The 26549-nt window shown below is 58.8% G+C and carries 13 protein-coding genes, 2 tRNA genes, 3 rRNA genes and 1 pseudogene; 17 read left to right on the forward strand and 2 right to left on the reverse strand.

From position 1 onward, the window contains the following. Window positions 1-36 precede the first annotated feature (36 nt). The 15 genes and pseudogenes from ilvC (at window position 37) to QF043_RS03090 (ending at window position 21293) form a co-directional block, all read left to right on the forward strand. Window positions 37-1053 (forward strand): ketol-acid reductoisomerase, encoded by a 1017-nt coding sequence (gene ilvC / locus QF043_RS03020; protein ID WP_307417458.1) that lies wholly within the window; start codon window positions 37-39, stop codon window positions 1051-1053. A 144-nt stretch (window positions 1054-1197) separates the two neighbouring features. Next, a complete protein-coding gene (pssA, locus tag QF043_RS03025) occupies window positions 1198-2055 on the forward strand; it encodes a CDP-diacylglycerol--serine O-phosphatidyltransferase (protein ID WP_307417459.1) in 858 nt (285 codons plus the stop codon). A 63-nt stretch (window positions 2056-2118) separates the two neighbouring features. Then, a complete protein-coding gene (gene msrP / locus QF043_RS03030) occupies window positions 2119-3132 on the forward strand; it encodes a protein-methionine-sulfoxide reductase catalytic subunit MsrP (protein WP_236375197.1) in 1014 nt (337 codons plus the stop codon). Beyond that, window positions 3132-3752, forward strand: a complete 621-nt coding sequence (gene msrQ / locus QF043_RS03035) for a protein-methionine-sulfoxide reductase heme-binding subunit MsrQ (RefSeq protein WP_307417461.1) — start codon at window positions 3132-3134, stop codon at window positions 3750-3752. Before msrP ends, msrQ begins: the two co-directional genes overlap by 1 nt. A gap of 488 nt (window positions 3753-4240) precedes the next feature. Further along, window positions 4241-5777 (forward strand): 16S ribosomal RNA (locus QF043_RS03040). Window positions 5778-5899: 122 nt separating this feature from the next. Then, window positions 5900-5976: transfer RNA gene (locus tag QF043_RS03045), tRNA-Ile, on the forward strand. 10 nt (window positions 5977-5986) lie between these two features. Continuing rightward, window positions 5987-6062, forward strand: a tRNA-Ala gene (locus QF043_RS03050). Window positions 6063-6299: 237 nt separating this feature from the next. Continuing rightward, window positions 6300-9191: ribosomal RNA gene (locus tag QF043_RS03055) — 23S ribosomal RNA — on the forward strand. Between the two features lie 169 nt (window positions 9192-9360). Then, window positions 9361-9476: ribosomal RNA gene (rrf, locus tag QF043_RS03060) — 5S ribosomal RNA — on the forward strand. The 16S, 23S and 5S rRNA genes sit together here with 2 tRNA genes alongside, the layout of an rRNA operon. A 162-nt stretch (window positions 9477-9638) precedes the next feature. Beyond that, a complete protein-coding gene (gene recC / locus QF043_RS03065) occupies window positions 9639-13091 on the forward strand; it encodes an exodeoxyribonuclease V subunit gamma (protein WP_307417462.1) in 3453 nt (1150 codons plus the stop codon). Next, window positions 13088-16762, forward strand: a complete 3675-nt coding sequence (gene recB / locus QF043_RS03070; protein WP_307417463.1) for an exodeoxyribonuclease V subunit beta — start codon at window positions 13088-13090, stop codon at window positions 16760-16762. Before recC ends, recB begins: the two co-directional genes overlap by 4 nt. Continuing rightward, a pseudogene (gene recD, locus QF043_RS03075) lies at window positions 16759-18829 on the forward strand (exodeoxyribonuclease V subunit alpha). The gene recB and the pseudogene recD overlap by 4 nt, the downstream one beginning before the upstream one ends. Window positions 18830-18971: 142 nt before the next feature. Further along, window positions 18972-19538: a YfiR family protein gene (locus tag QF043_RS03080; RefSeq protein ID WP_307417464.1), complete on the forward strand. Its 567-nt coding sequence runs from the start codon at window positions 18972-18974 to the stop codon at window positions 19536-19538. Then, window positions 19535-20797 carry a diguanylate cyclase domain-containing protein gene (locus QF043_RS03085; RefSeq protein ID WP_056858374.1) on the forward strand — a complete coding sequence of 421 codons (1263 nt, stop codon included), beginning with the start codon at window positions 19535-19537 and terminating at the stop codon, window positions 20795-20797. Before QF043_RS03080 ends, QF043_RS03085 begins: the two co-directional genes overlap by 4 nt. 4 nt (window positions 20798-20801) lie before the next feature. Continuing rightward, the gene (locus QF043_RS03090) at window positions 20802-21293 is read left to right on the forward strand and encodes an OmpA family protein (protein ID WP_307417465.1); all 492 of its coding nucleotides are present in this window, start codon (window positions 20802-20804) and stop codon (window positions 21291-21293) included. A 1094-nt stretch (window positions 21294-22387) separates the two neighbouring features. On the opposite strand, the gene QF043_RS03095 is transcribed toward QF043_RS03090, so the two are convergent. After that, the gene (locus tag QF043_RS03095) at window positions 22388-22678 is read right to left on the reverse strand and encodes a DUF3077 domain-containing protein (RefSeq protein WP_307417466.1); all 291 of its coding nucleotides are present in this window, start codon (window positions 22676-22678) and stop codon (window positions 22388-22390) included. Between the two features lie 331 nt (window positions 22679-23009). Further along, window positions 23010-23957: a LysR family transcriptional regulator gene (locus QF043_RS03100; protein WP_017137973.1), complete on the reverse strand. Its 948-nt coding sequence runs from the start codon at window positions 23955-23957 to the stop codon at window positions 23010-23012. A 130-nt stretch (window positions 23958-24087) separates the two neighbouring features. On the opposite strand from QF043_RS03100, the gene QF043_RS03105 reads away from it, so the two are divergent. Both QF043_RS03105 and mmsB read left to right on the forward strand, forming a co-directional pair. Further along, on the forward strand, window positions 24088-25605 hold the full coding sequence (locus QF043_RS03105) for a CoA-acylating methylmalonate-semialdehyde dehydrogenase (RefSeq protein WP_307417468.1): 1518 nt from the start codon (window positions 24088-24090) through the stop codon (window positions 25603-25605). 15 nt (window positions 25606-25620) lie between these two features. After that, on the forward strand, window positions 25621-26508 hold the full coding sequence (mmsB, locus tag QF043_RS03110; RefSeq protein ID WP_307417469.1) for a 3-hydroxyisobutyrate dehydrogenase: 888 nt from the start codon (window positions 25621-25623) through the stop codon (window positions 26506-26508). Window positions 26509-26549 lie beyond the last annotated feature (41 nt).

A 26549-nucleotide genomic window follows, 5' to 3' on the forward strand; every position in this document is an offset into this window, starting at 1 on the left:
GAATGGCCTTACGGCCTGGATATATAGAGGAACCTCATGAAAGTTTATTACGATAAAGATTGTGACCTGTCGATCATCCAGGGCAAGAAAGTCGCCATCATCGGCTACGGTTCCCAGGGCCACGCCCAAGCGTGCAACCTGAAAGATTCCGGCGTTGACGTGACTGTCGGCCTGCGCAAAGGCTCGACCACTGTTGCCAAAGCTGAAGCCCACGGCCTGAAAGTGACTGACGTGGCTTCCGCCGTTGCCGCTGCCGACCTGGTCATGATCCTGACCCCGGACGAGTTCCAGTCCGCGCTGTACAAGAACGAAATCGAGCCGAACATCAAGAAGGGCGCCACCCTGGCCTTCTCCCACGGCTTCGCGATTCACTACAACCAGGTTGTGCCACGCGATGACCTCGACGTGATCATGATCGCGCCGAAAGCACCGGGCCACACCGTGCGTTCCGAGTTCGTCAAAGGCGGCGGTATCCCTGACCTGATCGCGATCTACCAGGACGCTTCGGGCAACGCCAAAAACGTTGCACTGTCCTACGCCGCCGGCGTGGGTGGCGGTCGTACCGGCATCATCGAAACCACCTTCAAGGACGAGACCGAAACCGACCTGTTCGGCGAACAAGCCGTTCTGTGCGGCGGTACCGTTGAACTGGTAAAAGCTGGTTTCGAAACCCTGGTTGAAGCTGGCTACGCGCCGGAAATGGCCTACTTCGAATGCCTGCACGAACTGAAGCTGATCGTTGACCTCATGTACGAAGGCGGTATCGCCAACATGAACTACTCGATCTCCAACAACGCCGAATACGGCGAGTACGTGACCGGCCCGGAAGTGATCAACGCCGAATCCCGTCAGGCCATGCGCAACGCCCTGAAACGTATTCAGGACGGCGAATACGCCAAAATGTTCATCAGCGAAGGCGCTACCGGCTACCCTTCGATGACCGCCAAGCGTCGTAACAACGCCGCTCACGGTATCGAAGTGATCGGCGAGCAACTGCGCTCCATGATGCCGTGGATCGGTGCCAACAAGATCGTCGACAAAGCTAAAAACTAAGTCGTACGCATCAAGAGAAAACGCGGCTTAGGCCGCGTTTTTTCGTTTGGGGGCGGGTTCTGGTATAAAGCTGCATCGTTTGCGGGCGAACACGCCCTGCAAGTATTTGTCGAATTCTTTTCACACCGTTGCAAGGTAAAGTCCATGACCGAACGTCCCGAAGAGCCAAACCAGGCCTCTGACGCCGAAAGCCTGCTACCGATCGATGAGCATGTCGAAGAAGGGCATGATGCGGAAGGTCGCAAGGTCCGGCATCGTGGCATCTATCTTCTGCCCAATCTGTTCACCACGGCGAACCTGTTTGCCGGGTTCTACTCCATCATCAACTCCATGAGTGCGCAAAGCGCATTGGCGGCGGGTGATGCGGCGAGTGCCAGCAAGTATTTCGGCTTTGCCGCTATCGCCATCTTCGTGGCCATGGTGCTCGACGGCCTGGATGGCCGGGTGGCGCGCATGACCAATACCCAAAGCGCTTTCGGTGCCGAGTACGACTCGCTGTCGGACATGGTGGCCTTCGGCGTTGCGCCGGCACTGCTGGCGTTTGCCTGGGCGCTGGGTGACATGGGCAAGGTCGGCTGGATGGTTGCCTTCATCTATGTCGCCGGCGCCGCGTTGCGTCTGGCACGCTTCAACACCCAAGTGGGTACTGCCGACAAGCGTTACTTCATCGGCCTGGCCAGCCCGGCGGCGGCAGGTGTAGTGGCCGGTATCGTCTGGGCGTTCAGTGACTACGGTATCCAGGGTTCGAAGATGTCGTTCCTGGTGGCCTTGATGGTTGCAGCCGCCGGCATGCTGATGGTCAGCAACATCAAGTACAACAGCTTCAAGGAGTTCGACCTCAAGGGGCGCGTGCCTTTCGTGGCGATCCTGGTGGTTGTGCTGGTGTTTGCGGTCGTCTTCAGTGATCCGCCGCGTATTCTGCTGCTGGCGTTCCTGGTGTATGCCGCTTCGGGGCCGATTCAATACCTGTTGCATCTGCGCCGCGACAAAACATTGTCTTAATGTAATTTCCCCCATACTCCGCAGTCTATTGGTGCATCAGTTCTCCAATGCTGCGGAGTTGCCATGTTAATCAAGATCCCTAAAGCGTCCGATTGTCACGAGTCGGATGTCACGCCTGAATCCTTCTATCTTTCTCGTCGCAGCTTGCTCGGCGGTGCGCTTGCGGGCGTTGCGGCCACTGCGCTGCCGCGTTGGGCCAGTGCCGACGATGCGGCGCGTTATGCCGATGTGGAGCCGGGCAATGCCCCAGGCTGGTTTGCCGAGAAACTGCCCAATACCCAATGGCAGGCGGTTACGGTAAAAGACGAAGCCATCACCCCGTTCAAGGACGCCACCCACTACAACAACTTCTATGAGTTCGGTACGGACAAGGGCGACCCGGCAAAGAATGCCGGTTCACTCAAGACTGAACCCTGGAGTGTGGTGATTGATGGAGAAGTCGGTAAACCCGGGCGCTATGCCCTGGAAGACTTCATGAAGCCTTATCAATTGGAAGAGCGTATCTACCGTCTGCGTTGTGTCGAGGCGTGGTCGATGGTGATCCCGTGGATGGGCTTTCCTATTTCAGCCTTGCTCAAGCAGGTTGAGCCGACCGCTAAAGCCAAGTACATCCGCTTTGAAACGCTGCAGGATCCCAAAAGCATGCCGGGCCAGCGCTCCAGCTTCGGCTTGATCGACTGGCCTTATGTAGAAGGGCTGCGTCTGGATGAAGCAATGAATCCGTTGGCGATCCTGGCCGTGGGGATGTATGGACGGGAATTACCGAACCAGAACGGCGCGCCATTGCGTCTTGTAGTGCCGTGGAAGTACGGCTTCAAGAGCGTGAAGTCGATTGTGCGGATCAGCTTGGTCAGCGAGCAGCCGAAGACGACTTGGCAAAGTATTGCGGCCAATGAATATGGGTTCTACGCAAATGTGAATCCGACCGTCGACCACCCTCGCTGGACTCAGGCGCGTGAGCGCCGTTTGCCGAGCGGTCTGTTCAGCCCGAATGTGCGCGAGACGCAAATGTTCAACGGCTATTCGGATGAGGTCGCTTCTCTCTATACGGGCCTGGATCTGCGGAAGAACTACTGATGCGTTATCTAATCTGGCGCATTGGCGTCTTTATAGCCGCCGCGATATGGCCATTTTTCTGGCTGTACGAGGCGTGGAGTTCTGTGCTCGGGCCTGATCCAGGCAAAGTGTTGATGGATCGGTTGGGGCTTGGCACCTTGATCCTGTTGCTGATCACGTTGGGCATGACGCCGTTGCAAAAGCTCAGCGGGTGGGCAGGGTGGATTGCGGTGCGCCGACAATTGGGGCTGTGGTGTTTTGCGTATGTGGCGCTGCATCTGGCCGCGTACTGCGTCTTTATCCTGGGGCTGGATTGGTCGCAGTTCGGCGTGGAGCTGCGTAAACGGCCCTACATTATTGTCGGTGCGTTGGGTTTCCTTGGCTTGTTGGTACTGGCAGTGACATCCAATCGCTATAGCCAGCGTCGGTTGGGCAGTCGTTGGAAGAAGCTGCACCGCCTGGTGTACGTAATTCTTGGGCTCGGTTTGTTGCATATGTTGTGGATTGTGCGGGCCGACCTGAAGGAGTGGGCGGTCTATGCATCTATAGGGGCGCTGCTGCTGGTGCTGCGGATCCCGCCAGTGATGCGCCGGATTCCCCGCCTTATTGCGAAAAAACCACTTTCTGCGACAAAAACGTAATTAAGGATTGACGGCGTTTTATATCTGTCTATAATTCGCCCCACTTCCGGCGCAGTCGAAACGTAAAACTCCTTGGTAAACAAAGAGTTATGAAGTTTTCGGCAGCAAGTTGCTTCAGTTCATCGAAGCCAGAAGGAAGTTGAAAAAGAGGTGTTGACAGCAGCGTGTAACGCTGTAGAATTCGCCTCCCGCTAACGAGAGATCGTAAGCGCAAGTGGTTGAAGTTGTTGAAGAATTCTTCGAAAACTTCTGAAAATAACCACTTGACAGCAAATGAGGCTGCTGTAGAATGCGCGCCTCGGTTGAGACGAAAGATCTTAACCAACCGCTCTTTAACAACTGAATCAAGCAATTCGTGTGGGTGCTTGTGGAGTCAGACTGATAGTCAACAAGATTATCAGCATCACAAGTTACTCCGCGAGAAATCAAAGATGTAACCAACGATTGCTGAGCCAAGTTTAGGGTTTCTTAAAAACCCAAAGATGTTTGAACTGAAGAGTTTGATCATGGCTCAGATTGAACGCTGGCGGCAGGCCTAACACATGCAAGTCGAGCGGTAGAGAGGAGCTTGCTCCTCTTGAGAGCGGCGGACGGGTGAGTAAAGCCTAGGAATCTGCCTGGTAGTGGGGGATAACGTTCGGAAACGGACGCTAATACCGCATACGTCCTACGGGAGAAAGCAGGGGACCTTCGGGCCTTGCGCTATCAGATGAGCCTAGGTCGGATTAGCTAGTTGGTGAGGTAATGGCTCACCAAGGCGACGATCCGTAACTGGTCTGAGAGGATGATCAGTCACACTGGAACTGAGACACGGTCCAGACTCCTACGGGAGGCAGCAGTGGGGAATATTGGACAATGGGCGAAAGCCTGATCCAGCCATGCCGCGTGTGTGAAGAAGGTCTTCGGATTGTAAAGCACTTTAAGTTGGGAGGAAGGGCATTAACCTAATACGTTAGTGTTTTGACGTTACCGACAGAATAAGCACCGGCTAACTCTGTGCCAGCAGCCGCGGTAATACAGAGGGTGCAAGCGTTAATCGGAATTACTGGGCGTAAAGCGCGCGTAGGTGGTTTGTTAAGTTGGATGTGAAATCCCCGGGCTCAACCTGGGAACTGCATTCAAAACTGACTGACTAGAGTATGGTAGAGGGTGGTGGAATTTCCTGTGTAGCGGTGAAATGCGTAGATATAGGAAGGAACACCAGTGGCGAAGGCGACCACCTGGACTAATACTGACACTGAGGTGCGAAAGCGTGGGGAGCAAACAGGATTAGATACCCTGGTAGTCCACGCCGTAAACGATGTCAACTAGCCGTTGGAAGCCTTGAGCTTTTAGTGGCGCAGCTAACGCATTAAGTTGACCGCCTGGGGAGTACGGCCGCAAGGTTAAAACTCAAATGAATTGACGGGGGCCCGCACAAGCGGTGGAGCATGTGGTTTAATTCGAAGCAACGCGAAGAACCTTACCAGGCCTTGACATCCAATGAACTTTCTAGAGATAGATTGGTGCCTTCGGGAACATTGAGACAGGTGCTGCATGGCTGTCGTCAGCTCGTGTCGTGAGATGTTGGGTTAAGTCCCGTAACGAGCGCAACCCTTGTCCTTAGTTACCAGCACGTTATGGTGGGCACTCTAAGGAGACTGCCGGTGACAAACCGGAGGAAGGTGGGGATGACGTCAAGTCATCATGGCCCTTACGGCCTGGGCTACACACGTGCTACAATGGTCGGTACAGAGGGTTGCCAAGCCGCGAGGTGGAGCTAATCCCACAAAACCGATCGTAGTCCGGATCGCAGTCTGCAACTCGACTGCGTGAAGTCGGAATCGCTAGTAATCGCGAATCAGAATGTCGCGGTGAATACGTTCCCGGGCCTTGTACACACCGCCCGTCACACCATGGGAGTGGGTTGCACCAGAAGTAGCTAGTCTAACCCTCGGGAGGACGGTTACCACGGTGTGATTCATGACTGGGGTGAAGTCGTAACAAGGTAGCCGTAGGGGAACCTGCGGCTGGATCACCTCCTTAATCGACGACATCAGCTGCTCCATAAGTTCCCACACGAATTGCTTGATTCATTGAAGAAGACGATAGAAGCAGCTTTAAGCTCCAAGCTGATAGCTCTTAGCTAATCAGTGACGCTCGAAATTGGGTCTGTAGCTCAGTTGGTTAGAGCGCACCCCTGATAAGGGTGAGGTCGGCAGTTCGAATCTGCCCAGACCCACCAATTTTGTTATGGGGCCATAGCTCAGCTGGGAGAGCGCCTGCCTTGCACGCAGGAGGTCAACGGTTCGATCCCGTTTGGCTCCACCATTAACTGCTTCTGCTGTTAGAGTTTAGAAATGAATATTCTGAAGTGAATATTGATTTCTAGTCTTTGATTAGATCGTTCTTTAAAAATTTGGGTATGTGATAGAAAGATAGACTGAACGTTACTTTCACTGGTAACGGATCAGGCTAAGGTAAAATTTGTGAGTTCTCTTAATTGAGAAATTCGAATTTTCGGCGAATGTTGTCTTCACAGTATAACCAGATTGCTTGGGGTTATATGGTCAAGTGAAGAAGCGCATACGGTGGATGCCTTGGCAGTCAGAGGCGATGAAAGACGTGGTAGCCTGCGAAAAGCTTCGGGGAGTCGGCAAACAGACTTTGATCCGGAGATGTCTGAATGGGGGAACCCAGCCATCATAAGATGGTTATCTTACGCTGAATACATAGGCGTAAGAGGCGAACCAGGGGAACTGAAACATCTAAGTACCCTGAGGAAAAGAAATCAACCGAGATTCCCTTAGTAGTGGCGAGCGAACGGGGACTAGCCCTTAAGTGGCTTTGAGATTAGCGGAACGCTCTGGAAAGTGCGGCCATAGTGGGTGATAGCCCTGTACGCGAAAATCTCTTAGTCATGAAATCGAGTAGGACGGAGCACGAGAAACTTTGTCTGAATATGGGGGGACCATCCTCCAAGGCTAAATACTACTGACTGACCGATAGTGAACTAGTACCGTGAGGGAAAGGCGAAAAGAACCCCGGAGAGGGGAGTGAAATAGATCCTGAAACCGTATGCGTACAAGCAGTGGGAGCCCACTTTGTTGGGTGACTGCGTACCTTTTGTATAATGGGTCAGCGACTTATTTTCAGTGGCGAGCTTAACCGAATAGGGGAGGCGTAGCGAAAGCGAGTCTTAATAGGGCGTCTAGTCGCTGGGAATAGACCCGAAACCGGGCGATCTATCCATGGGCAGGTTGAAGGTTGGGTAACACTAACTGGAGGACCGAACCGACTACCGTTGAAAAGTTAGCGGATGACCTGTGGATCGGAGTGAAAGGCTAATCAAGCTCGGAGATAGCTGGTTCTCCTCGAAAGCTATTTAGGTAGCGCCTCATGTATCACTGTAGGGGGTAGAGCACTGTTTCGGCTAGGGGGTCATCCCGACTTACCAAACCGATGCAAACTCCGAATACCTACAAGTGCCGAGCATGGGAGACACACGGCGGGTGCTAACGTCCGTCGTGAAAAGGGAAACAACCCAGACCGTCAGCTAAGGTCCCAAAGTTATGGTTAAGTGGGAAACGATGTGGGAAGGCTTAGACAGCTAGGAGGTTGGCTTAGAAGCAGCCACCCTTTAAAGAAAGCGTAATAGCTCACTAGTCGAGTCGGCCTGCGCGGAAGATGTAACGGGGCTCAAACCATACACCGAAGCTACGGGTATCACGTAAGTGATGCGGTAGAGGAGCGTTCTGTAAGCCTGTGAAGGTGAGTTGAGAAGCTTGCTGGAGGTATCAGAAGTGCGAATGCTGACATGAGTAACGACAATGGGTGTGAAAAACACCCACGCCGAAAGACCAAGGTTTCCTGCGCAACGTTAATCGACGCAGGGTTAGTCGGTCCCTAAGGCGAGGCTGAAAAGCGTAGTCGATGGAAAACAGGTTAATATTCCTGTACTTCTGGTTATTGCGATGGAGGGACGGAGAAGGCTAGGCCAGCTTGGCGTTGGTTGTCCAAGTTTAAGGTGGTAGGCTGAGATCTTAGGTAAATCCGGGATCTTAAGGCCGAGAGCTGATGACGAGTTAACTTTTAGTTAACGAAGTGGTTGATGCCATGCTTCCAAGAAAAGCTTCTAAGCTTCAGGTAACCAGGAACCGTACCCCAAACCGACACAGGTGGTTGGGTAGAGAATACCAAGGCGCTTGAGAGAACTCGGGTGAAGGAACTAGGCAAAATGGCACCGTAACTTCGGGAGAAGGTGCGCCGGTGAGGGTGAAGGACTTGCTCCGTAAGCTCATGCCGGTCGAAGATACCAGGCCGCTGCGACTGTTTATTAAAAACACAGCACTCTGCAAACACGAAAGTGGACGTATAGGGTGTGACGCCTGCCCGGTGCCGGAAGGTTAATTGATGGGGTTAGCTAACGCGAAGCTCTTGATCGAAGCCCCGGTAAACGGCGGCCGTAACTATAACGGTCCTAAGGTAGCGAAATTCCTTGTCGGGTAAGTTCCGACCTGCACGAATGGCGTAACGATGGCGGCGCTGTCTCCACCCGAGACTCAGTGAAATTGAAATCGCTGTGAAGATGCAGTGTATCCGCGGCTAGACGGAAAGACCCCGTGAACCTTTACTATAGCTTTGCACTGGACTTTGAATTTGCTTGTGTAGGATAGGTGGGAGGCTTTGAAGCGTGGACGCCAGTCTGCGTGGAGCCAACCTTGAAATACCACCCTGGCAACTTTGAGGTTCTAACTCAGGTCCGTTATCCGGATCGAGGACAGTGTATGGTGGGTAGTTTGACTGGGGCGGTCTCCTCCTAAAGAGTAACGGAGGAGTACGAAGGTGCGCTCAGACCGGTCGGAAATCGGTCGTAGAGTATAAAGGCAAAAGCGCGCTTGACTGCGAGACAGACACGTCGAGCAGGTACGAAAGTAGGTCTTAGTGATCCGGTGGTTCTGTATGGAAGGGCCATCGCTCAACGGATAAAAGGTACTCCGGGGATAACAGGCTGATACCGCCCAAGAGTTCATATCGACGGCGGTGTTTGGCACCTCGATGTCGGCTCATCACATCCTGGGGCTGAAGCCGGTCCCAAGGGTATGGCTGTTCGCCATTTAAAGTGGTACGCGAGCTGGGTTTAGAACGTCGTGAGACAGTTCGGTCCCTATCTGCCGTGGACGTTTGAGATTTGAGAGGGGCTGCTCCTAGTACGAGAGGACCGGAGTGGACGAACCTCTGGTGTTCCGGTTGTCACGCCAGTGGCATTGCCGGGTAGCTATGTTCGGAATAGATAACCGCTGAAAGCATCTAAGCGGGAAACTAGCCTCAAGATGAGATCTCACTGGGACCTTGAGTCCCCTGAAGGGCCGTCGAAGACTACGACGTTGATAGGTTGGGTGTGTAAGCGCTGTGAGGCGTTGAGCTAACCAATACTAATTGCCCGTGAGGCTTGACCATATAACACCCAAGCAATTTGATGCTCCTAGTTGAAAAGACGAAAGAGTCCAGATTGCGGTGTGTGAAGACGAGATGAACCGAAAGTTCGACGCTCACAAAACACCGAAAGCTGTCACATACCCAATTTGCTGAAGCGAAGCCAGCTGGCTACGACTCAGTACCCGAATTTCTTGACGACCATAGAGCATTGGAACCACCTGATCCCATCCCGAACTCAGTAGTGAAACGATGCATCGCCGATGGTAGTGTGGGGTTTCCCCATGTGAGAGTAGGTCATCGTCAAGATTAAATTCCGAAACCCCTGATTGCTAACGCAATCAGGGGTTTTGTTTTGGGCGGTCGAAAAGTGTGGCCACGCAACGTATCAAGCGTTTCTCACTTGCAGTCTGTGACCGCCTTCAATGCTAAAGTCCATGCCTCGATTTTGCTTTTCCCAAGGAAGCCGTTATGCCGGATGCGACGTCCCTCAGCGCTGGATTCATGGTGGTTCACGGCAACCGCCTGGACGAACTGCGCAGTCTGGTAGTCAGCTGGATGCGCCGTTATCCCCTGGCTCCTCTGGAAAACGAAATCGCCCTGGTCCAGAGCAATGGCATTGCTCAATGGCTCAAGCTGGCCTTGGCCGAAGATCCCGAAGAAGATGATATGGGCGGCTGCGGCATCGCTGCGGCTATCGACGTGCAGCTCCCCGGCAGCTTTATGTGGCAGCTCTATCGCATGGTTTTGGGCAAAGACGAAATCCCGCCCAAATCCCTGCTCGATAAAGCCCCGCTGACTTGGCGCCTGATGCGCCTGCTCCCGGAGCTCATTGACCAACCGCACTTCGAGCCCCTGCAGCGATTTCTTACCGACGACACCGACCTGCGCAAACGCTATCAACTGGCGGAACGCCTGGCCGACTTGTTCGACCAATACCAGGTCTACCGCGCCGACTGGCTGGAAGATTGGGCGGCCGGTCGCCACCAACTGCGCAACGGCCGAGGCGACACAAAGCCCCTGAACCCGGCGAATTGCTGGCAGGCAGAACTCTGGCGTGCACTGCTACTGGATGTAGGCGAAGAGGGCATGGCCGAAAGCCGCGCCGGTGTTCATCAGCGTTTTATCGAGCGGATCAACTCCCTCGAAAAAGCCCCCCAAGGCCTGCCGTCCCGAGTCATCGTTTTCGGCATCTCATCCTTGCCCGCCCAAGCGCTGGAAGCACTTGCCGGCCTGGCACGCTTCAGCCAAGTCTTGCTGTGCGTACACAACCCTTGCCGCCACCACTGGTCCGACATCGTTGCCGACAAAGACCTGCTGCGTAACGAGTACAAACGCCAGGCGCGCAAAGCCGGTATGCCCGTCACCATCGACCCGCAAACCCTGCACCAGCATGCGCACCCACTGTTGGCCGCCTGGGGCAAACAGGGCCGTGACTACATCAGCCTGCTGGACAGCTACGACGACCCCAACAGCTACCGCGCCGCCTTCCGTGATGGCCGCATCGACCTGTTCAGCGACAGCCAACCCACCACGCTGCTCAATCAGTTGCAGGACGACATCCTCGAACTGCGCCCACTCAATGAAACCCGCGAACTGTGGCCGGGCGTCGATCTGAATCACGACAGCTCCATCCGTTTCCACATCGCCCACAGCGCCCAACGCGAAGTGGAAATCCTCCATGACCAATTGCTCCAACGCTTCAGCGCCGACCCCACACTGCGCCCGCGTGACATCATCGTCATGGTCCCCGACGTCGACAGCTACGCGCCGCACATCCGCGCGGTCTTCGGCCAGCTTGAGCGGAACGACCCGCGTTTCATCCCGTTCACCCTCACCGACCAAGGCCAGCGTGGCCGCGATCCACTGCTGATCGCCGTCGAGCACCTGCTAAAGCTCCCCGACAGCCGCTTTCCCGTCAGTGAAATCCTCGACCTGCTCGACGTCCCCGCCCTGCGCGAACGTTTTTCCATCAAGGAACGCGACCTGCCCACGCTGCACCGTTGGATCGAAGGCGCCGGCATCCGCTGGGGCCTCAACGCCGAACAGCGCGCCGGCCTCGGCCTGCCCCAGGAGCTTGAGCAAAACAGCTGGCGATTCGGCCTGCGGCGCATGCTCCTGGGTTATGCCGTAGGCACCGGAATCGCCTGTGATGGCATTGAGCCCTACGATGAAATCGGCGGCCTCGACGCCGCGTTGATCGGCCCACTGGTCGCTTTGCTCGATGCGCTAAACCAGGCTCATCAAGCCTTGTCGCAACCGGCAAAACCTCAAGAATGGGGCGAGCGCCTGCAACGCCTGATGCAGCTGTTCTTCCTGCCCAGCAGCGAGCACGACGACTATCTGCTTGGCCAACTTGAGCAGCTGCGGGAAGACTGGCTGGAAACCTGTGAGTCCGTCGGCCTGCAGGACGAGTTACCCCTTACCGTCGTCCGCGAAGCCTGGCTCGCCGGCCTCGACCAGGGCCGCCTGTCCCAGCGCTTCCTCGCTGGGGCTGTCAATTTCTGCACCCTGATGCCCATGCGCGCCATCCCGTTCAAGCTGGTCTGCCTGCTCGGCATGAACGACGGCGATTACCCGCGCGCCCAACCGCCGCTGGACTTCGACCTGATGGGCAGTGACTACCGCCCCGGCGACCGTTCACGCCGCGAAGACGACCGCTACCTGCTGCTCGAAGCGCTGCTGTCGGCCCGCGATCAGCTCTATATCAGCTGGGTAGGCCGCAGCATCCGCGACAACAGCGACCGCCCGGCCTCGGTATTGATCGGCCAGCTGCGTGACCACCTCGCCAGCGGCTGGCATAACGCAGACACACAAGAACCGCTGCTGGAAGCCATGACTCAGGAGCACCCACTCCAACCCTTCAGCGCCCGCTACTTCCACGAAGGTGATGCGCTGTTCAGCTACGCCCGCGAATGGCAGCTGCTCCACGAAGCTGCGGTAGCCTCAGCCAATCAAGACGAACTGGTAGAGCACCACCAGGAAGAACCTCTGAGCCTCGGTCAGTTGCAAGACTTTGTGCGCAACCCCGTCAAACACTTCTTCAGCCAGCGTCTGAAAGTGTTCTTCGAGGCCGCCGAAGTCCCGCTGGCCGATGAAGAACCTTTCGTTCTCGATGCATTGCAGCGCTACAGCCTCAGCGACAGCCTGCTCAATGCAGCCTTGGCCCAGCCCGATCACATAGACCAGGCCCTGAACGCCCAAGCCCTGCGCCTGCAAGGCAGTGGCCTGCTGCCCATGGTCGGTTTCGGCGAATGCCTGCGTAATGAATTGGTCGAGCCATTGCCCGATCTATTGCAGCGTTATCAACATCTACTGGCGCTCTGGCCCACGCCACAAACCGCCGCCGAACCGATCAGTTTTGAGCATCAAGGCATCGAGCTGGAAGGCTGGATCAGTGGTCTGCATCGGCGCAGTGATGGCGGATTTTTAAGCGTCACCACCATTCCCAACAGCATCGGCTCGATCAAAACCCGCAAGTGGCATCGCCTGATCCGCCCGTGGGTCAATCATGTGGTGGCCTGCGCCTGCGGCTTGCCACTGAGTACCGGGCTGGTCGCCAGTGACGACACCTTGCTGCTGGCCCCGCTGGAAAAAACCATCGCCCAGGACATACTCGGCAACCTGTTACTGGCCTGGCACACCGGCATGCGCAAACCGCTGCCCGTAGCCGTGAAAACCGCCTTCGCCTGGCTCGGCCAAACCGATCCGGACAAGGCGCAGGCAGCCGCCAGCAAAGCCTACGAAGGCGACGGCCTGACCACCGACGGCGAACGCCGCGAAACCCCGGCGCTCACCCGCCAATTCCCGGATTACGCTTCGCTCATCGCCAGCGAAGAATTCGAAGGCTGGGCCGAAACCCTGTATCGGCCCTTGATCAACGCCCCATGGCGATCACTCAGCAGCGAGGAGGCCAGCGCATGATCAGTAAACCTTTGGCCCTGGCCTTCCCACTCAAAGGCAGCCAGCTGATTGAAGCCAGCGCCGGCACCGGCAAGACCTTCACCATTTCCGCGCTGTACCTGCGCCTGGTGCTTGGCCACGGTGGTGACGAATCCGGCTTTGGCCGCGAGCTGCTGCCGCCGCAAATCCTGGTGGTGACCTTTACCGACGCCGCCACCAAAGAGCTGCGCGAACGCATCCGCATCCGCCTGGCTGAAGCTGCACGTTTTTTTCGTGACGAAATCGAGCAACCAGACGCGCTGATTGCCGACCTGCGTGACCAATACCTGCCCGAACAATGGCCGGCCTGTGCCAATCGCCTGGACATCGCCGCCCAATGGATGGACGAAGCCGCAGTGTCGACCATCCACAGTTGGTGCCAACGCATGCTGCGCGAACACGCGTTCGACAGCGGCAGCCTGTTCACCCAGACCCTGGAAACCGACCACAGCGACCTGCTCGGCGAAGTGCTGCGCGATTATTGGCGGTTGTTCTGCTACCCAATGCACGACGATGCGCTCAACTGGGTACGCAAAAACTGGAGCGGCCCCGCCGCGCTGATGCCACGCGTGCGCGCGCTGTTCGGCAGCGAGCGGCCCACCGATGACACCCGTGAGCCGGCCGAGTTGATCAACGCTTGCTTGCAAGAGCGCCGCCAAGCGCTGGTCGCGCTCAAGGCACCCTGGCAACAATGGGCCATCGAGCTGCGCGCTATCTGCCTGCAGGCTGTCGAAGCCAAAGCCGTCGACGGCCGCAAAATGCAGGCGCGTTACTTCGAACCCTGGTTCGAAAAGATCAGCACCTGGGCCGCTGATGAAACCCTCGAACAACTCGACATCGGCACCGGCTTCACCCGCCTCACCCCCGATGGCATGGCCGAAGCCTGGAAGGGCGAGCCGCCGCGTCACCCCGGCATCGACGCCATGGCCAGCCTCAAGGCCAGCCTCGATGCGCTGCCGACCCCCGACGCCGCCGTGTTACAACACGCCGCCGGTTGGGTCGGTAAACGCTTCGAAGAAGAAAAACGCCGCCGCGCCGAAATGGGCTTCGACGACATGCTCATCCGCCTCAACGCCGCCCTGCAAGCCGACGGCGGCGAGCGCTTGGCCAGTGTGATCCGTGAGCAGTTCCCGGTCGCCCTGATCGACGAATTCCAGGACACCGACCCGGTGCAGTACAGCATCTTCGACAGCATCTACCGCATCGAAGAAAACCACCTCGACAGTGGCCTGTTCCTGATCGGCGACCCCAAGCAGGCGATCTACGCGTTCCGTGGCGCCGACATCTACACCTACCTGCGCGCCCGCCAGTCCACCACCGGCCGCCATCACACCCTGGGCACCAACTTCCGTTCCAGCCACGCGATGGTCGAGGCGGTCAACCATGTGTTCCAGCGTGCCGAGACCGGCCGTGGCGCGTTCCTGTTCCGTGAACCGAATGGCGACAACCCAGTGCCGTTCCACTCGGTGCTGTCCCAAGGCCGCAAAGAGCAGTTGCAGGTCGATGGTCAAACCCTGCCGGCGATGAACCTGTGGCACCTGCCCACCGACCAGCCGATTTCCAACGCGGTCTATCGCCAACAACTGGCGGCCGCCTGTGCCACACAAATTGTTGAATTGCTCAATGGCGGGCAGCAGGGCCGCGCGGGTTTCCTACAACCGGATGGCAGCTTAAAAGGCGTACTCCCGTCAGACATCGCCATCCTGGTGCGCGACGGCAAGGAAGCCCAAGCCGTGCGCGCCGAACTGGCCGCCCGTGGTGTACGTAGCGTTTATCTGTCTGACAAGGATTCGGTGTTCGCCGCCCAGGAAGCCCACGACCTGCTGACCTGGCTCAAGGCCTGCGCCGAGCCGGACGTCGAGCGCCCACTGCGCGCCGCCCTGGCCTGCGTCACTTTGAACCTTTCACTGGCAGAACTGGAGCGTCTGAACCAGGACGAACTGGCGTGGGAAACCCGCGTGATGCAGTTCCGTGGTTATCGCGCGATCTGGCGTACCCAAGGCGTGCTGCCGATGCTGCGACGCCTGCTGCATGATTTCAAGCTGCCGCAAACCCTGATTGCCCGCAGTGACGGCGAACGCGTACTGACCAACCTGTTGCACCTGAGTGAATTGCTGCAACAGGCCGCGTCAGAGCTGGACGGCGAGCAGGCATTGATTCGCCACCTGGCCGAACACCTGGCGCTGTCGGGCCAGGCCGGTGAAGAACAGATTCTGCGCCTGGAAAGCGACGAACAATTGGTCAAGGTGGTGACCATCCACAAGTCCAAGGGCCTGGAATACGACCTGGTCTTCCTGCCGTTTATCTGCTCGGCCAAGCCGGTGGATGGCAGTCGCTTGCCGCTGCATTACCACGACGAACAGGGCAAATCCCAGGTCAGCCTGCGGCCGACCGCCGAGCTGATTGCCCAAGCTGACGACGAGCGCCTCGCCGAAGACCTGCGGTTGTTCTACGTCGCCCTCACGCGCGCCAAACACGCGTGCTGGTTGGGCATTGCCGATCTTAAACGGGGCAATAACAGCAGCTCGGTCTTGCACCTGTCCGCGCTGGGTTATCTGCTCGGTGGCGGTGCCTCGTTGGGCGAATCCGCCGGCTTGGCGCGCTGGCTGCTGGACTTGCAGGAGGGCTGCGCTGCCATCCACTACACCCCCGTGCCCGATGCGCAAGACAGCCTGTTCCACCCGCCGCGCAACGAGGCCACCTTGCTTGCACCGCTACTGCCCAAGCGCAAGGCCGCTGAAAATTGGTGGATCGCTTCCTACAGCGCTTTGAGAATTGGCGACAGCTTGAGCGCCGCAACCCTTGAAGCACCAGAAAGCCCACAAGCCCAGAAGCTGTTCGACGACGAACGCCTGGACCCCGACGCGCCGCGTGAAGTGGCAGCGTCTGGCGGTGACATTCACCGTTTCCCACGGGGCCCTAACCCCGGCACCTTTCTCCATGGCTTGTTGGAATGGGCGGGCGAGGAAGGTTTCAACGTGACGCCCGAGGCCATCGAAAAAGCCGTGGGCGCGCGCTGTAACCGACGCAACTGGGAAGGCTGGATCGTCACCCTCAGCGGCTGGCTCGGCCATTTGCTGCAAACACCGCTGCCGGTAGATAACGATCTAGTCGCCCTCAGCAGCCTGCAGCACTACCAGATCGAAATGGAGTTCTGGTTCGCCAGCCACAAAGTCGACGTGCTGGCCCTCGACAAGCTGGTGTGCCAATACACCCATAAAGGCGTGTCCCGAGTGGCCGCCGAACCGGTGCTGCTCAACGGCATGTTCAAGGGTTTTATCGACCTTACGTTCGAACACGACGGGCGCTATTACGTGGCCGATTACAAATCCAACTGGCTTGGGCCTGACGATTCGGCCTACACGCAGGACGCCATGGAACAGTCGATCCTCGAGCACCGGTACGACCTGCAATACGTACTTTACCTGCTGGCCCTGCACCGCCAGTTGAAGGCACGCCTGCCGGATTACGACTACGACCGCCACGTCGGCGGCGCGCTGTACCTGTTCCTGCGTGGCACCCAGGCCACCAGCCAAGGCGCGTATTTCACCCGGCCGCCACGGGAGCTGATCGAAGGCTTGGACCTGTTGTTCCAGGGCAAACCCATACCGCCCAAGGTTGAGCCCGCCTGGGAACAAGGAGTGCTGCTATGAGCCTGTCGCCATTACCGCTTGAGGACCTGCTGCCCCTCAGCCGCGCCGCCGACCTGGTGCAACTGTTGGAACGCTGGGTCGACCGTGGCTGGCTGCGCGCATTGGACAAAGCCTTCGTCGGCTTCCTCCACGAACTCGACCCACAGGCCGACCCGCTGGTATTGCTGGCCGCCGCATTGACCAGCCACCAACTGGGCCATGGCCACGTCTGCCTGGACCTGTTCGAAACCCTTAAAGCGCCAGACTTTGCCCTGTCATTGCCCCCCGAAGGCGACCTGCAAACCGGCGCCATGCTGCTGCCCTCGCAATTGCTCGACGGCCTTGATGGCGCCCACTGGTGCCATGCGCTGGCCGCCAGCCACTTGGTCGCGCTGGCTGTGGATGGCAGTGAATCGGCCCAAAGCCGCCCGCTGGTGCTGTCCGGCAAACGCCTGTATTTGCGCCGCTACTGGACCTACGAACGGCGCATCGACACGGCGTTGCGCCTGCGCCTGGCCACCCAGGGAAACCGTCGCCACTGATTTGCCGCAGCGCCTGAACACCTTGTTCGATCAACCGCCGCCGGACGGCGTCATTGACTGGCAAAAACTCGCCTGCGCCCTGGCCACACGCGGGGCCTTCAGTATTGTCACCGGCGGCCCCGGCACCGGCAAAACCACTACGGTGGTGCGCTTGCTCGCGCTGTTGCAGGCCCCGGCCGTAGAGGCCAGCAGCCCATTGCGCATTCGCCTCGCCGCGCCCACCGGCAAAGCCGCCGCACGCCTCACCGAATCCATCAGCCAGCAAGTGTTGTCGCTGAATGTCCCGGACAGCGTGCGGGAAAAAATCCCCACCCAGGTCACCACGGTTCACCGCCTGCTCGGCAGCCGCCCCGGCACGCGACATTTTCGCCATCACATCGGCAACCCGTTGCCATTGGACGTGCTGGTGGTGGACGAAGCCTCGATGATCGACCTGGAAATGATGGCTAACCTGCTGGACGCGTTGCCGCCCCACGCACGCCTGGTATTGCTCGGGGACAAAGACCAACTCGCCTCGGTAGAAGCCGGCGCCGTGCTCGGCGACTTGTGCCGTGATGCCGAAGCCGGCTGGTACAACCCCAACACGCGCCAATGGCTGCAAGCGGTCAGCGGCGAAGACCTCAGCGCCAGCGGCCTGCAGGAAGACCTCGAGGGCAGTCATCCGCTCGCCCAGCAAGTGGTCATGCTGCGCTACTCGCGACGCTTCGGCGAAGGCAGTGGCATCGGCCAACTGGCGCGCTGGGTCAACCAGCAAAATGCCGAAGAGGCGCGCAAACTGCTTGCCGCGCGCAGCCACAGCGACCTGTTCTGCTTAAGCCTCAAGGGCGAACACGATCACGCCCTTGAGCGTCTGGTGCTGGACGGGCAGGGCGACGATGCCCAGGGTTATCGCTATTACCTGAATCTGCTGCACAGCGCGCGCCCGGCCCTCGACACCCCACGTGAAGACGCCGCCTGGACTCACTGGGCGCAACAACTGTTGCAAGCCTTTGACGCCTTCCAGCTGCTCTGCGCCGTGCGCAAAGGCCCGTGGGGTGTGGAAGGTTTAAACCTGCGCATCACCGCCGCCTTGCGCAAAGTGCGGCTGATCGAAGGCGATGACCAATGGTACGAAGGCCGCCCGGTGCTGATGACCCGCAACGACTACGGCCTGGGCTTGATGAACGGCGACATCGGCATCGCCCTCAAGCTGCCCGAGAGCGACGGCGGCCCGCAGGTGCTGCGTGTGGCTTTCCCACGCAACGATGGTCAGGGTGGCGTACGTTTTGTACTGCCCAGCCGTCTGAACGATGTGGAAACCGTGTACGCCATGACTGTGCACAAATCCCAGGGCTCGGAATTTACCCACACGGCGCTGATCCTGCCGGATGCGCTGAACCCGGTGCTGACCAAAGAGCTGATCTACACCGGCATCACCCGCGCCAAACGCTGGTTCAGTTTGATCGAACCGCGAGGCGGGGTGTTTGAGGAAGCGGTGCGGCGCAAGGTCAAACGCCTGAGCGGGTTGATGCTGGAATTGGATGCAGCGTCTGATAAAACTGACTGATGGGTCATGAGATATTTCTGATTTAGTTGCCTGATTTTTCTGAAAAAATAGCGGGCATTGATAAACCCCCAAGTCGTGGGGTTTTCCGCCGCTGTGCTATCGTTGCGGCATCACCCTGTAAAATAGCTGAGAGAATCGCTGCATGAACGTGGCTGTCTCGCCCACAGAGCGCAGTTTGAGCTGGAGACGCATGTTACTGGTGGCGGTGCTATGCCTGCTCGCCCCGCGCGTATTTGCGCAGACGCCCAGCCTGGCGGATCACCGCGCCCAGGCGGTCACCCAAGTGGTACTCGGCATCCTCAGCTATGCCCGTTGGCCGGTGGAGCCTGCACAACTGCGCTTGTGCATCGTCGGCCCCACCCAATACACCGACGACCTGGTCAAAGGCACCACCCAGGCCACTGGCCGCCCGGTGGTGGTGCAGCGTCTGCTGGCCGATAATCCCAATATCGTCAGCGCCTGCGACGCCATTTACATCGGCAAACTCTCCGCCGATGAACGCAGCCGTCTGTTCACCTCATTGATCGGCCACCCGGTGCTCAGCATCAGTGAAGGCGGTGACCAATGCACCGTGGGCAGCCTGTTCTGCCTGCGCGTGGGCGATGAGCAAGTGTCGTTCGAGGTTAACTTGGACTCCGTCGCCCGCAGTGGCGTGCGTATTCACCCCAGCGTGTTGCAACTGTCCCGCCGTCGAGCGCCAGCGCCATGAGTACCGCTAAAGTGCGGCCGACCTTGCGTTCGGTCATTGGCCGTGGGCATTTGATCCTGGCACTGGTGGCCGTGACCCTGGCCAGTGTGTCGCTGACCCTGCTCGGCGTGCTGGCGCTGCGCGTGTATGCCGAGCACAACCTGCACCTGATTGCGCGCTCCATCAACTATACCGTTGAGGCGGCAGTGGTGTTCGACGACAGTGCCGCCGCCACTGAGGCCCTGAGCCTGATCGCCTCCACCGAAGAAGTGGCCCAGGCCGAAGTCTTCGATGCCAACGGCAAGCTGCTGGCGCAATGGATACGGCCCGATACCGGCATGCTCTCCAGGGTTGAACTGGCGGTGGCGCACACCCTGCTCGAACAACCCATCAGCCAGCCGATCCTGCACCAGGGCCAACCCGTCGGCAGCATTCACTTGATCGGCCATGGCGGCAGCCTGCTGCGCTTTTTGCTCAGTGGCCTGGCCGGGATTCTCATCTGTACCGCGCTCAGCGCCTGGGTCGCGTTGTACCTGGCGCGGCGCCTGTTGCAAGGCATCACCCAACCGCTGCAAAGCCTCGCCGCCGTGGCCCACGCCGCCCGCAGCGAGCGCGATTTCGACCGCCGCGTGCCACCGGCGCAGATCGCCGAACTCGACAGCCTCGGCAGCGACTTCAACGCCCTGCTCGGCGAGATGGAAGCCTGGCAAAGCCACCTGCAAAGTGAAAATGAAACCCTCGCGCACCAGGCCAGCCACGACAGCCTCACCGGCTTGCCCAATCGCGCGTTTTTCGAGGGTCGCATGATCCGTGCCCTGCGCAGCGCCGCCAAGGTCAATGAGAAGGTGGCGGTGCTGTTCCTCGACAGCGACCGCTTCAAAGACATCAACGACAACTTCGGCCACGCCGCCGGCGATGCCGTGCTGGTCGCCGTCGCCGAACGCGTACGTGCGCAACTGCGTGAGGATGACCTGGTGGCGCGGCTGGGCGGTGATGAATTTGCGATCCTGCTGGCGCCGCTGCACAAGGCCGAGGATGCCCAGCGCATCGCCGACAAGATCATTGCCAGCATGGACAAGCCGATCCCGTTGCCCGGCAATACCCAGGTGTTGACCTCCCTCAGTATCGGCATCGCCATCTACCCCGATCATGGCGCCACTCCCGGCACCCTGCTCAATGCCGCCGACGCGGCCATGTACCAAGCCAAGCGGCTGTCCCAGGGCGGCCAGCAAACGGCGGAGGCGGAGCCTACCGCTGCCAATGTTCAACACAGGAGTTGATCCCTTGTTCTCGAAAGCGCGTGTTCTGTTTATCACTTTGCTGGTGGCCTTTTTAGCCCTCGGCGGCTGCCAGACGCCACCACCCAAGGGCCTGAGCCCGGCACAAATCGCCGTGCTTAAACAACAAGGCTTTGAACTGACCGACGAAGGTTGGGCGTTCGGCCTGTCCGGCAAAGTGCTGTTCGGCAGCGACGTCGAAAGCCTCAACAAAGCCAGCACCGACATCGTCGAACGCATCGGCAAAGCCCTGACGGGCGCCGGCATCGAACGCGTACGCGTCGACGGCCACACCGATGCCTCCGGCAAAGAAACCTACAACCAGCAACTGTCCCTGCGCCGCGCCAAAAGCGTGGGCAAGGTGCTGACCAGCGTGGGTATGAAAGAAGAAAACGTCCAACTGCGCGGCCTGGGCAGCAGCGAGCCGGTGGCGTCGAACACCACCGCGGCAGGCCGCACCGAGAACCGGCGCGTGTCGATCGTCGTGATTGCCGACTAAGCACCACACTCAATCCCAACGTGCCAATGCGGTCAACTGTGGGAGCTGGCTTGCCTGCGATGGCGGTGTATCAGCAGTAGATAAGCTGCCTGACCCACCGCCATTCGCAGGCAAGCCAGCTCCCACACTCATTTGTGCCAGATCTGAATCCTGTGCCCACCACCCTTCAACTGTGGGAGCGGGCTTGCCCGCGAATGCGGTACATCAGTAACAATCAAGCTGCCTGACCCACTGCCATCGCAGGCAAGCCAGCTCCCACACTTATTTGCACCAGACCTGAATCCTGTGCCCGCCGTAGTTCAAGTGTGGGAGCGGGCTTGCTCGCGAATGCGGTGTATCAGCAGCAGATAACCTGCCTGACCCACCGCCATCGCAGGCAAGCCAGCTCCCACACTTATTTGTGCCAGACCTGAATCCTGTGCCCGCCACAGTTCAAGTGTGGGAGCCGGGCTTGCTCGCGAATGCGGTACATCAGTAACAATCAAGCTGCCTGACCCACCGCCATCGCAGGCAGGCCAGCTCCCACACTTATTTGTGCCAGACCTGAATCCTGTGCCCACCACCTTTCAACTGTGGGAGCCGGGCTTGCTCGCGAATGCGGTACATCAGTAACAATCAAGCTGCCTGACCCACCGCCATCGCAGGCAGGCCAGCTCCCACACTTATTTGTGCCAGACCTGAATCCTGTGCCCGCCACAGTCCAAATGTGGGAGCGGGCTTGCTCGCGAATGCGGTGTATCAGCAGCAACTAAGCTGCCTGACCCACCGCCATCGCAAGCAAGCCAGCTCCCACACTTATTTGTGCCAGACCTGAATCCTGTGCTCGCCGCAGTTCAACTGTGGGAGCGGGCTTGCCCGCGAATGCGGTGTATCAGCAGCAGATAACCTGCCTGACCCACCGCCATCGCAGGCAAGCCAGCTCCCACACTTATTTGTGCCAGACCTGAATCCTGTGCCCGCCACAGTCCAAATGTGGGAGCGGGCTTGCCCGCGATGGCGGTGGGTCAGCTGAGGATTTACTCACTGACCCACCGCTTTCGCGAGCAAGCCCGCTCCCACATTTTGTTTTGCAGTGTGCTTGCTGGCGTGTTCGCTTAGCTGATCGGCGTCATTGCTTGCGTCAGGTCATCCACCACGGCTTTGCCCATCTCACACAGGTAGTGTGCGGCCCAGGCGTATTGTTCGCCGCGTACATCCATCGCGGCTTCCATGGCGAGTTTCTTGGAGTAAAACAGCAGGGTGGAGGCGTGTTCCAGGGCTTGCTCGATGGGCATGCCGGCATTGACGCGGAACAGCGGTTTTTGGTTTTCGCCGTAATCGCCGAAGGTGACGACGCCGAGGGTGGTGATGGAGGAAAGGGGTGGATCGGGGACGACTTTGCTCATGATGATCACTCTAATATGAAGTAGAGCTGCCACATCACATCGCTAAACATGAAGAGGGTGGCAGCTGTGTGCAGGTTAGCGATCCGGGCCAGAGCGCATCCCGGGTAGACTCGAAAGTCTCCCGCACACAGCCGCCATAAAACGCTAAAAGCTGACGAGAGCCAGCTGATACTGTTGGGAGCAGTGTTACGCCTGAAACCCGGATCGCTAAACCCGATCGCTGATGAGCAGCGAAGTCAGGAGGCTAGTGACCCAAACGGTAAGGCGCAATAGGGTAGAGAGTCTCTAGGAAACGTCCTGCAAATTAAAGCGAATCGTCGCTGATGGCCCTTTAATCCGCGAATCTCATCTCCCGCGTTTCCCCCATCAACAACCCCGCGTTCTGCTCCGTCACCTCACGGATGTAATCCCACAACAACGTAATCCGCTTCAGCTTCCGCAAATCCTCCCGGCAATACATCCAGAACTGCCGCGTTATCGCAATCTGCTCCCCCAGCACCGGCAACAACCGTGGATCCTGCGCCGCCAGAAAGCACGGCAATATCGCCATCGACCGGCCCTGCTGCGCCGCCACGTACTGCGCGATCACGCTGGTACTGCGCAAGCTCGCGCTGGCGCCGGGCACCACATTGGCCAGGTACAACAGCTCCGAGCTGAACGCCAGATCATCCACATAGCTGATAAATGGATGCTCGGCCAAATCCGCCGGTTTGCGGATCGGCGGGTGTTGGTCGAGGTAGTCCTGGGTTGCGTACAGCTGCAGTTTGTAGTCGCACAGTTTGCAGCACACATACGGCCCGTGTTCCGGGCGTTCCAGGGCGATCACTATGTCGGCTTCGCGCTTGGACAGGCTGATGAAGTGGGGCAGGGGCAAAATATCCACCGAGATTGCCGGGTAAGTGTCGACAAAGTGGCTGAGCTGCGGCGTCACGAAGAAGCTGCCGAAACCTTCGGTGCAGCCCATGCGCACATGCCCGGACAGCGCCACGCCGGAGCCGGAAACCTGTTCGCAGGCCATGTGCAACGTGCTTTCGATGGACTCCGCATACCCCAGCAAACGCTGGCCTTCGGTGGTGAGCACGAAGCCGTTGGTCCGGGATTTTTCGAACAGCAATGTGCCGAGCGACACTTCCAGTGAGCTGATGCGCCGCGACACAGTGGTGTAGTCCACCGCCAGGCGCTTGGCGGCGACGCTGGCCTTGCGGGTGCGGGCCACTTCGAGGAAAAACTTCAGGTCATCCCAGTTCAGGGAGCCCAATGACGTGATGTTTTTTTGCATATTGGACCGGCTTTTATGTGCGTTCTTATTAGAGATTTGCACATCTATACTCCAAAAACAGTCCGAACGCCTCATTTCCCAAGGCGGCTTACGCGCCTTGTCTCTGCATAAATATAAGATTGGAGACCACATGAACGCTTCTGCCGATATTTCCGTGCAACAGGTCAAGTTGCTGATCAACGGTGAATGGGTCGAGTCCAAGACCACCCACTGGCAAGACATCGTTAACCCGGCCACTCAAGAGGTGCTGGCCAAAGTCCCTTTCGCCACCGCCGATGAAGTCAACGCCGCCATCGACGCCGCGCATCACGCTTTTCAAACCTGGAAGCTCACGCCGATCGGCGCACGCATGCGCATCATGCTCAAGCTGCAAGCCTTGATCCGCGAACATTCCAAGCGTATCGCCGTAGTCCTCAGCGCCGAGCAGGGCAAGACCATTGCCGACGCCGAAGGCGATATTTTCCGTGGCCTGGAAGTGGTCGAACACGCGTGCTCCATCGGCACCTTGCAGATGGGCGAGTTCGCTGAAAACGTCGCCGGTGGCGTCGACACCTACACCCTGCGCCAGCCGATCGGCGTGTGTGCAGGCATCACGCCGTTCAACTTCCCGGCGATGATTCCACTGTGGATGTTCCCGATGGCGATTGCCTGCGGTAACACCTTCGTGCTCAAACCGTCCGAGCAGGACCCGCTGTCGACTATGTTGCTGGTAGAGCTGGCGCTGGAAGCCGGTGTGCCGGCCGGCGTGCTCAACGTGGTGCACGGCGGCAAGGATGTGGTGGATGCGCTGTGCACCCATAAAGATATCAAGGCAGTTTCCTTCGTCGGTTCGACCGCCGTCGGCACCCACGTGTACGACTTGGCCGGCAAACACGGCAAGCGCGTGCAGTCGATGATGGGCGCCAAGAACCATGCCGTGGTGCTGCCGGACGCCAACCGCGAACACACCTTGAATGCCCTGGTCGGTGCCGGTTTCGGCGCGGCGGGCCAGCGTTGCATGGCCACCTCGGTGGTGGTGTTGGTGGGCGCGGCCAAGCAATGGCTGCCGGACCTGAAAGCGCTGGCGCAAAAACTCAAGGTCAATGCCGGCAGTGAAGCGGGCACGGATGTCGGCCCGGTGATCTCCAAACGCGCCAAGGCACGCATCCTGGAACTGATCGAAAGCGGCGTGAAAGAAGGCGCCAAGCTGGAGTTGGACGGCCGCGACATCAAGGTACCGGGCTTCGAGCAAGGCAACTTCGTCGGCCCGACCCTGTTCTCGGGCGTGACCACCGATATGCAGATCTATACCCAGGAAATCTTCGGCCCGGTGCTGGTGGTGCTGGAAGTCGCCACGCTGGATGAGGCCATCGCGCTGGTCAACGCCAACCCGTTCGGCAACGGCACCGGCCTGTTCACCCAAAGTGGTGCGGCGGCGCGTAAGTTCCAGAGCGAAATCGATGTAGGCCAGGTCGGCATCAACATCCCGATTCCGGTGCCGGTGCCATTCTTCAGCTTCACCGGTTCCCGTGGCTCCAAGCTCGGCGACCTCGGCCCGTATGGCAAGCAAGTGGTGCAGTTCTACACCCAGACCAAAACCGTCACCAGCCGCTGGTTCGACGACGACACGGTCAACGATGGCGTCAACACCACCATCAACCTGCGCTGATTTGGGGAGAAGACCATGAAGATTGCATTTATCGGCCTGGGCAACATGGGCGCGCCCATGGCCCGCAACCTGATCAAGGCTGGCCATGCGCTTAACCTGTTTGATTTGAACCAGACAGTGCTCAAGGAGTTGGCCGAACTGGGCGGCGCCATCAGCGACTCGCCGCGTGATGCGGCCAGTGGCGCGGAGCTGGTGATTACCATGCTGCCGGCCGCTGCCCATGTGCGCAGCGTGTGGCTGAATGAAGATGGCGTGCTTGCTGGCATCGGCAAAGGCGTGCCGGCGGTGGATTGCAGCACCATCGACCCGCAAACCATTCGCGATGTGTCCGCCGAGGCGGCAAAACGAGGCGTGGTGGTGGCCGACGCCCCCGTCTCCGGCGGCACCGGTGGCGCGCAAGCCGGGACGCTGACCTTCATGGTCGGCGCCACCCCGGAGCTGTTCGCCACCCTGCAACCGGTGCTGGCGCAGATGGGCCGCAATATCGTGCATTGCGGCGACGTCGGCACCGGCCAGATCGCCAAGATCTGCAACAACCTGTTGCTCGGCATCAGCATGGTCGGCGTCAGCGAGGCCATGGCCCTGGGCGATGCGCTAGGCATCGATACGCAAGTGCTGGCCGGCATCATCAACAGCTCCACCGGGCGCTGCTGGAGTTCCGACACCTACAACCCATGGCCGGGCGTGATTGAAACTGCGCCGTCGTCCCGTGGGTATACCGGTGGATTCGGCGCCGACCTGATGCTCAAAGACCTGGGCCTGGCGACCGAAGCCGCGCGCCAGGCCAAGCAACCGGTAATCCTCGGCGCCGTGGCCCAGCAGTTGTATCAATCGATGAGTCAGCGCGGGGAAGGCGGCCTAGACTTCTCGGCCATCATCAACAGCTATCGCAAACCTAAATAAACACTGTGGCGAGGGAGCAAGCTCCCTCGCCACAGTGTTGA

The organism is Pseudomonas sp. W3I7, assembly GCF_030816095.1.
GTDB classification, from domain to species: domain Bacteria; phylum Pseudomonadota; class Gammaproteobacteria; order Pseudomonadales; family Pseudomonadaceae; genus Aquipseudomonas; species Aquipseudomonas salomonii.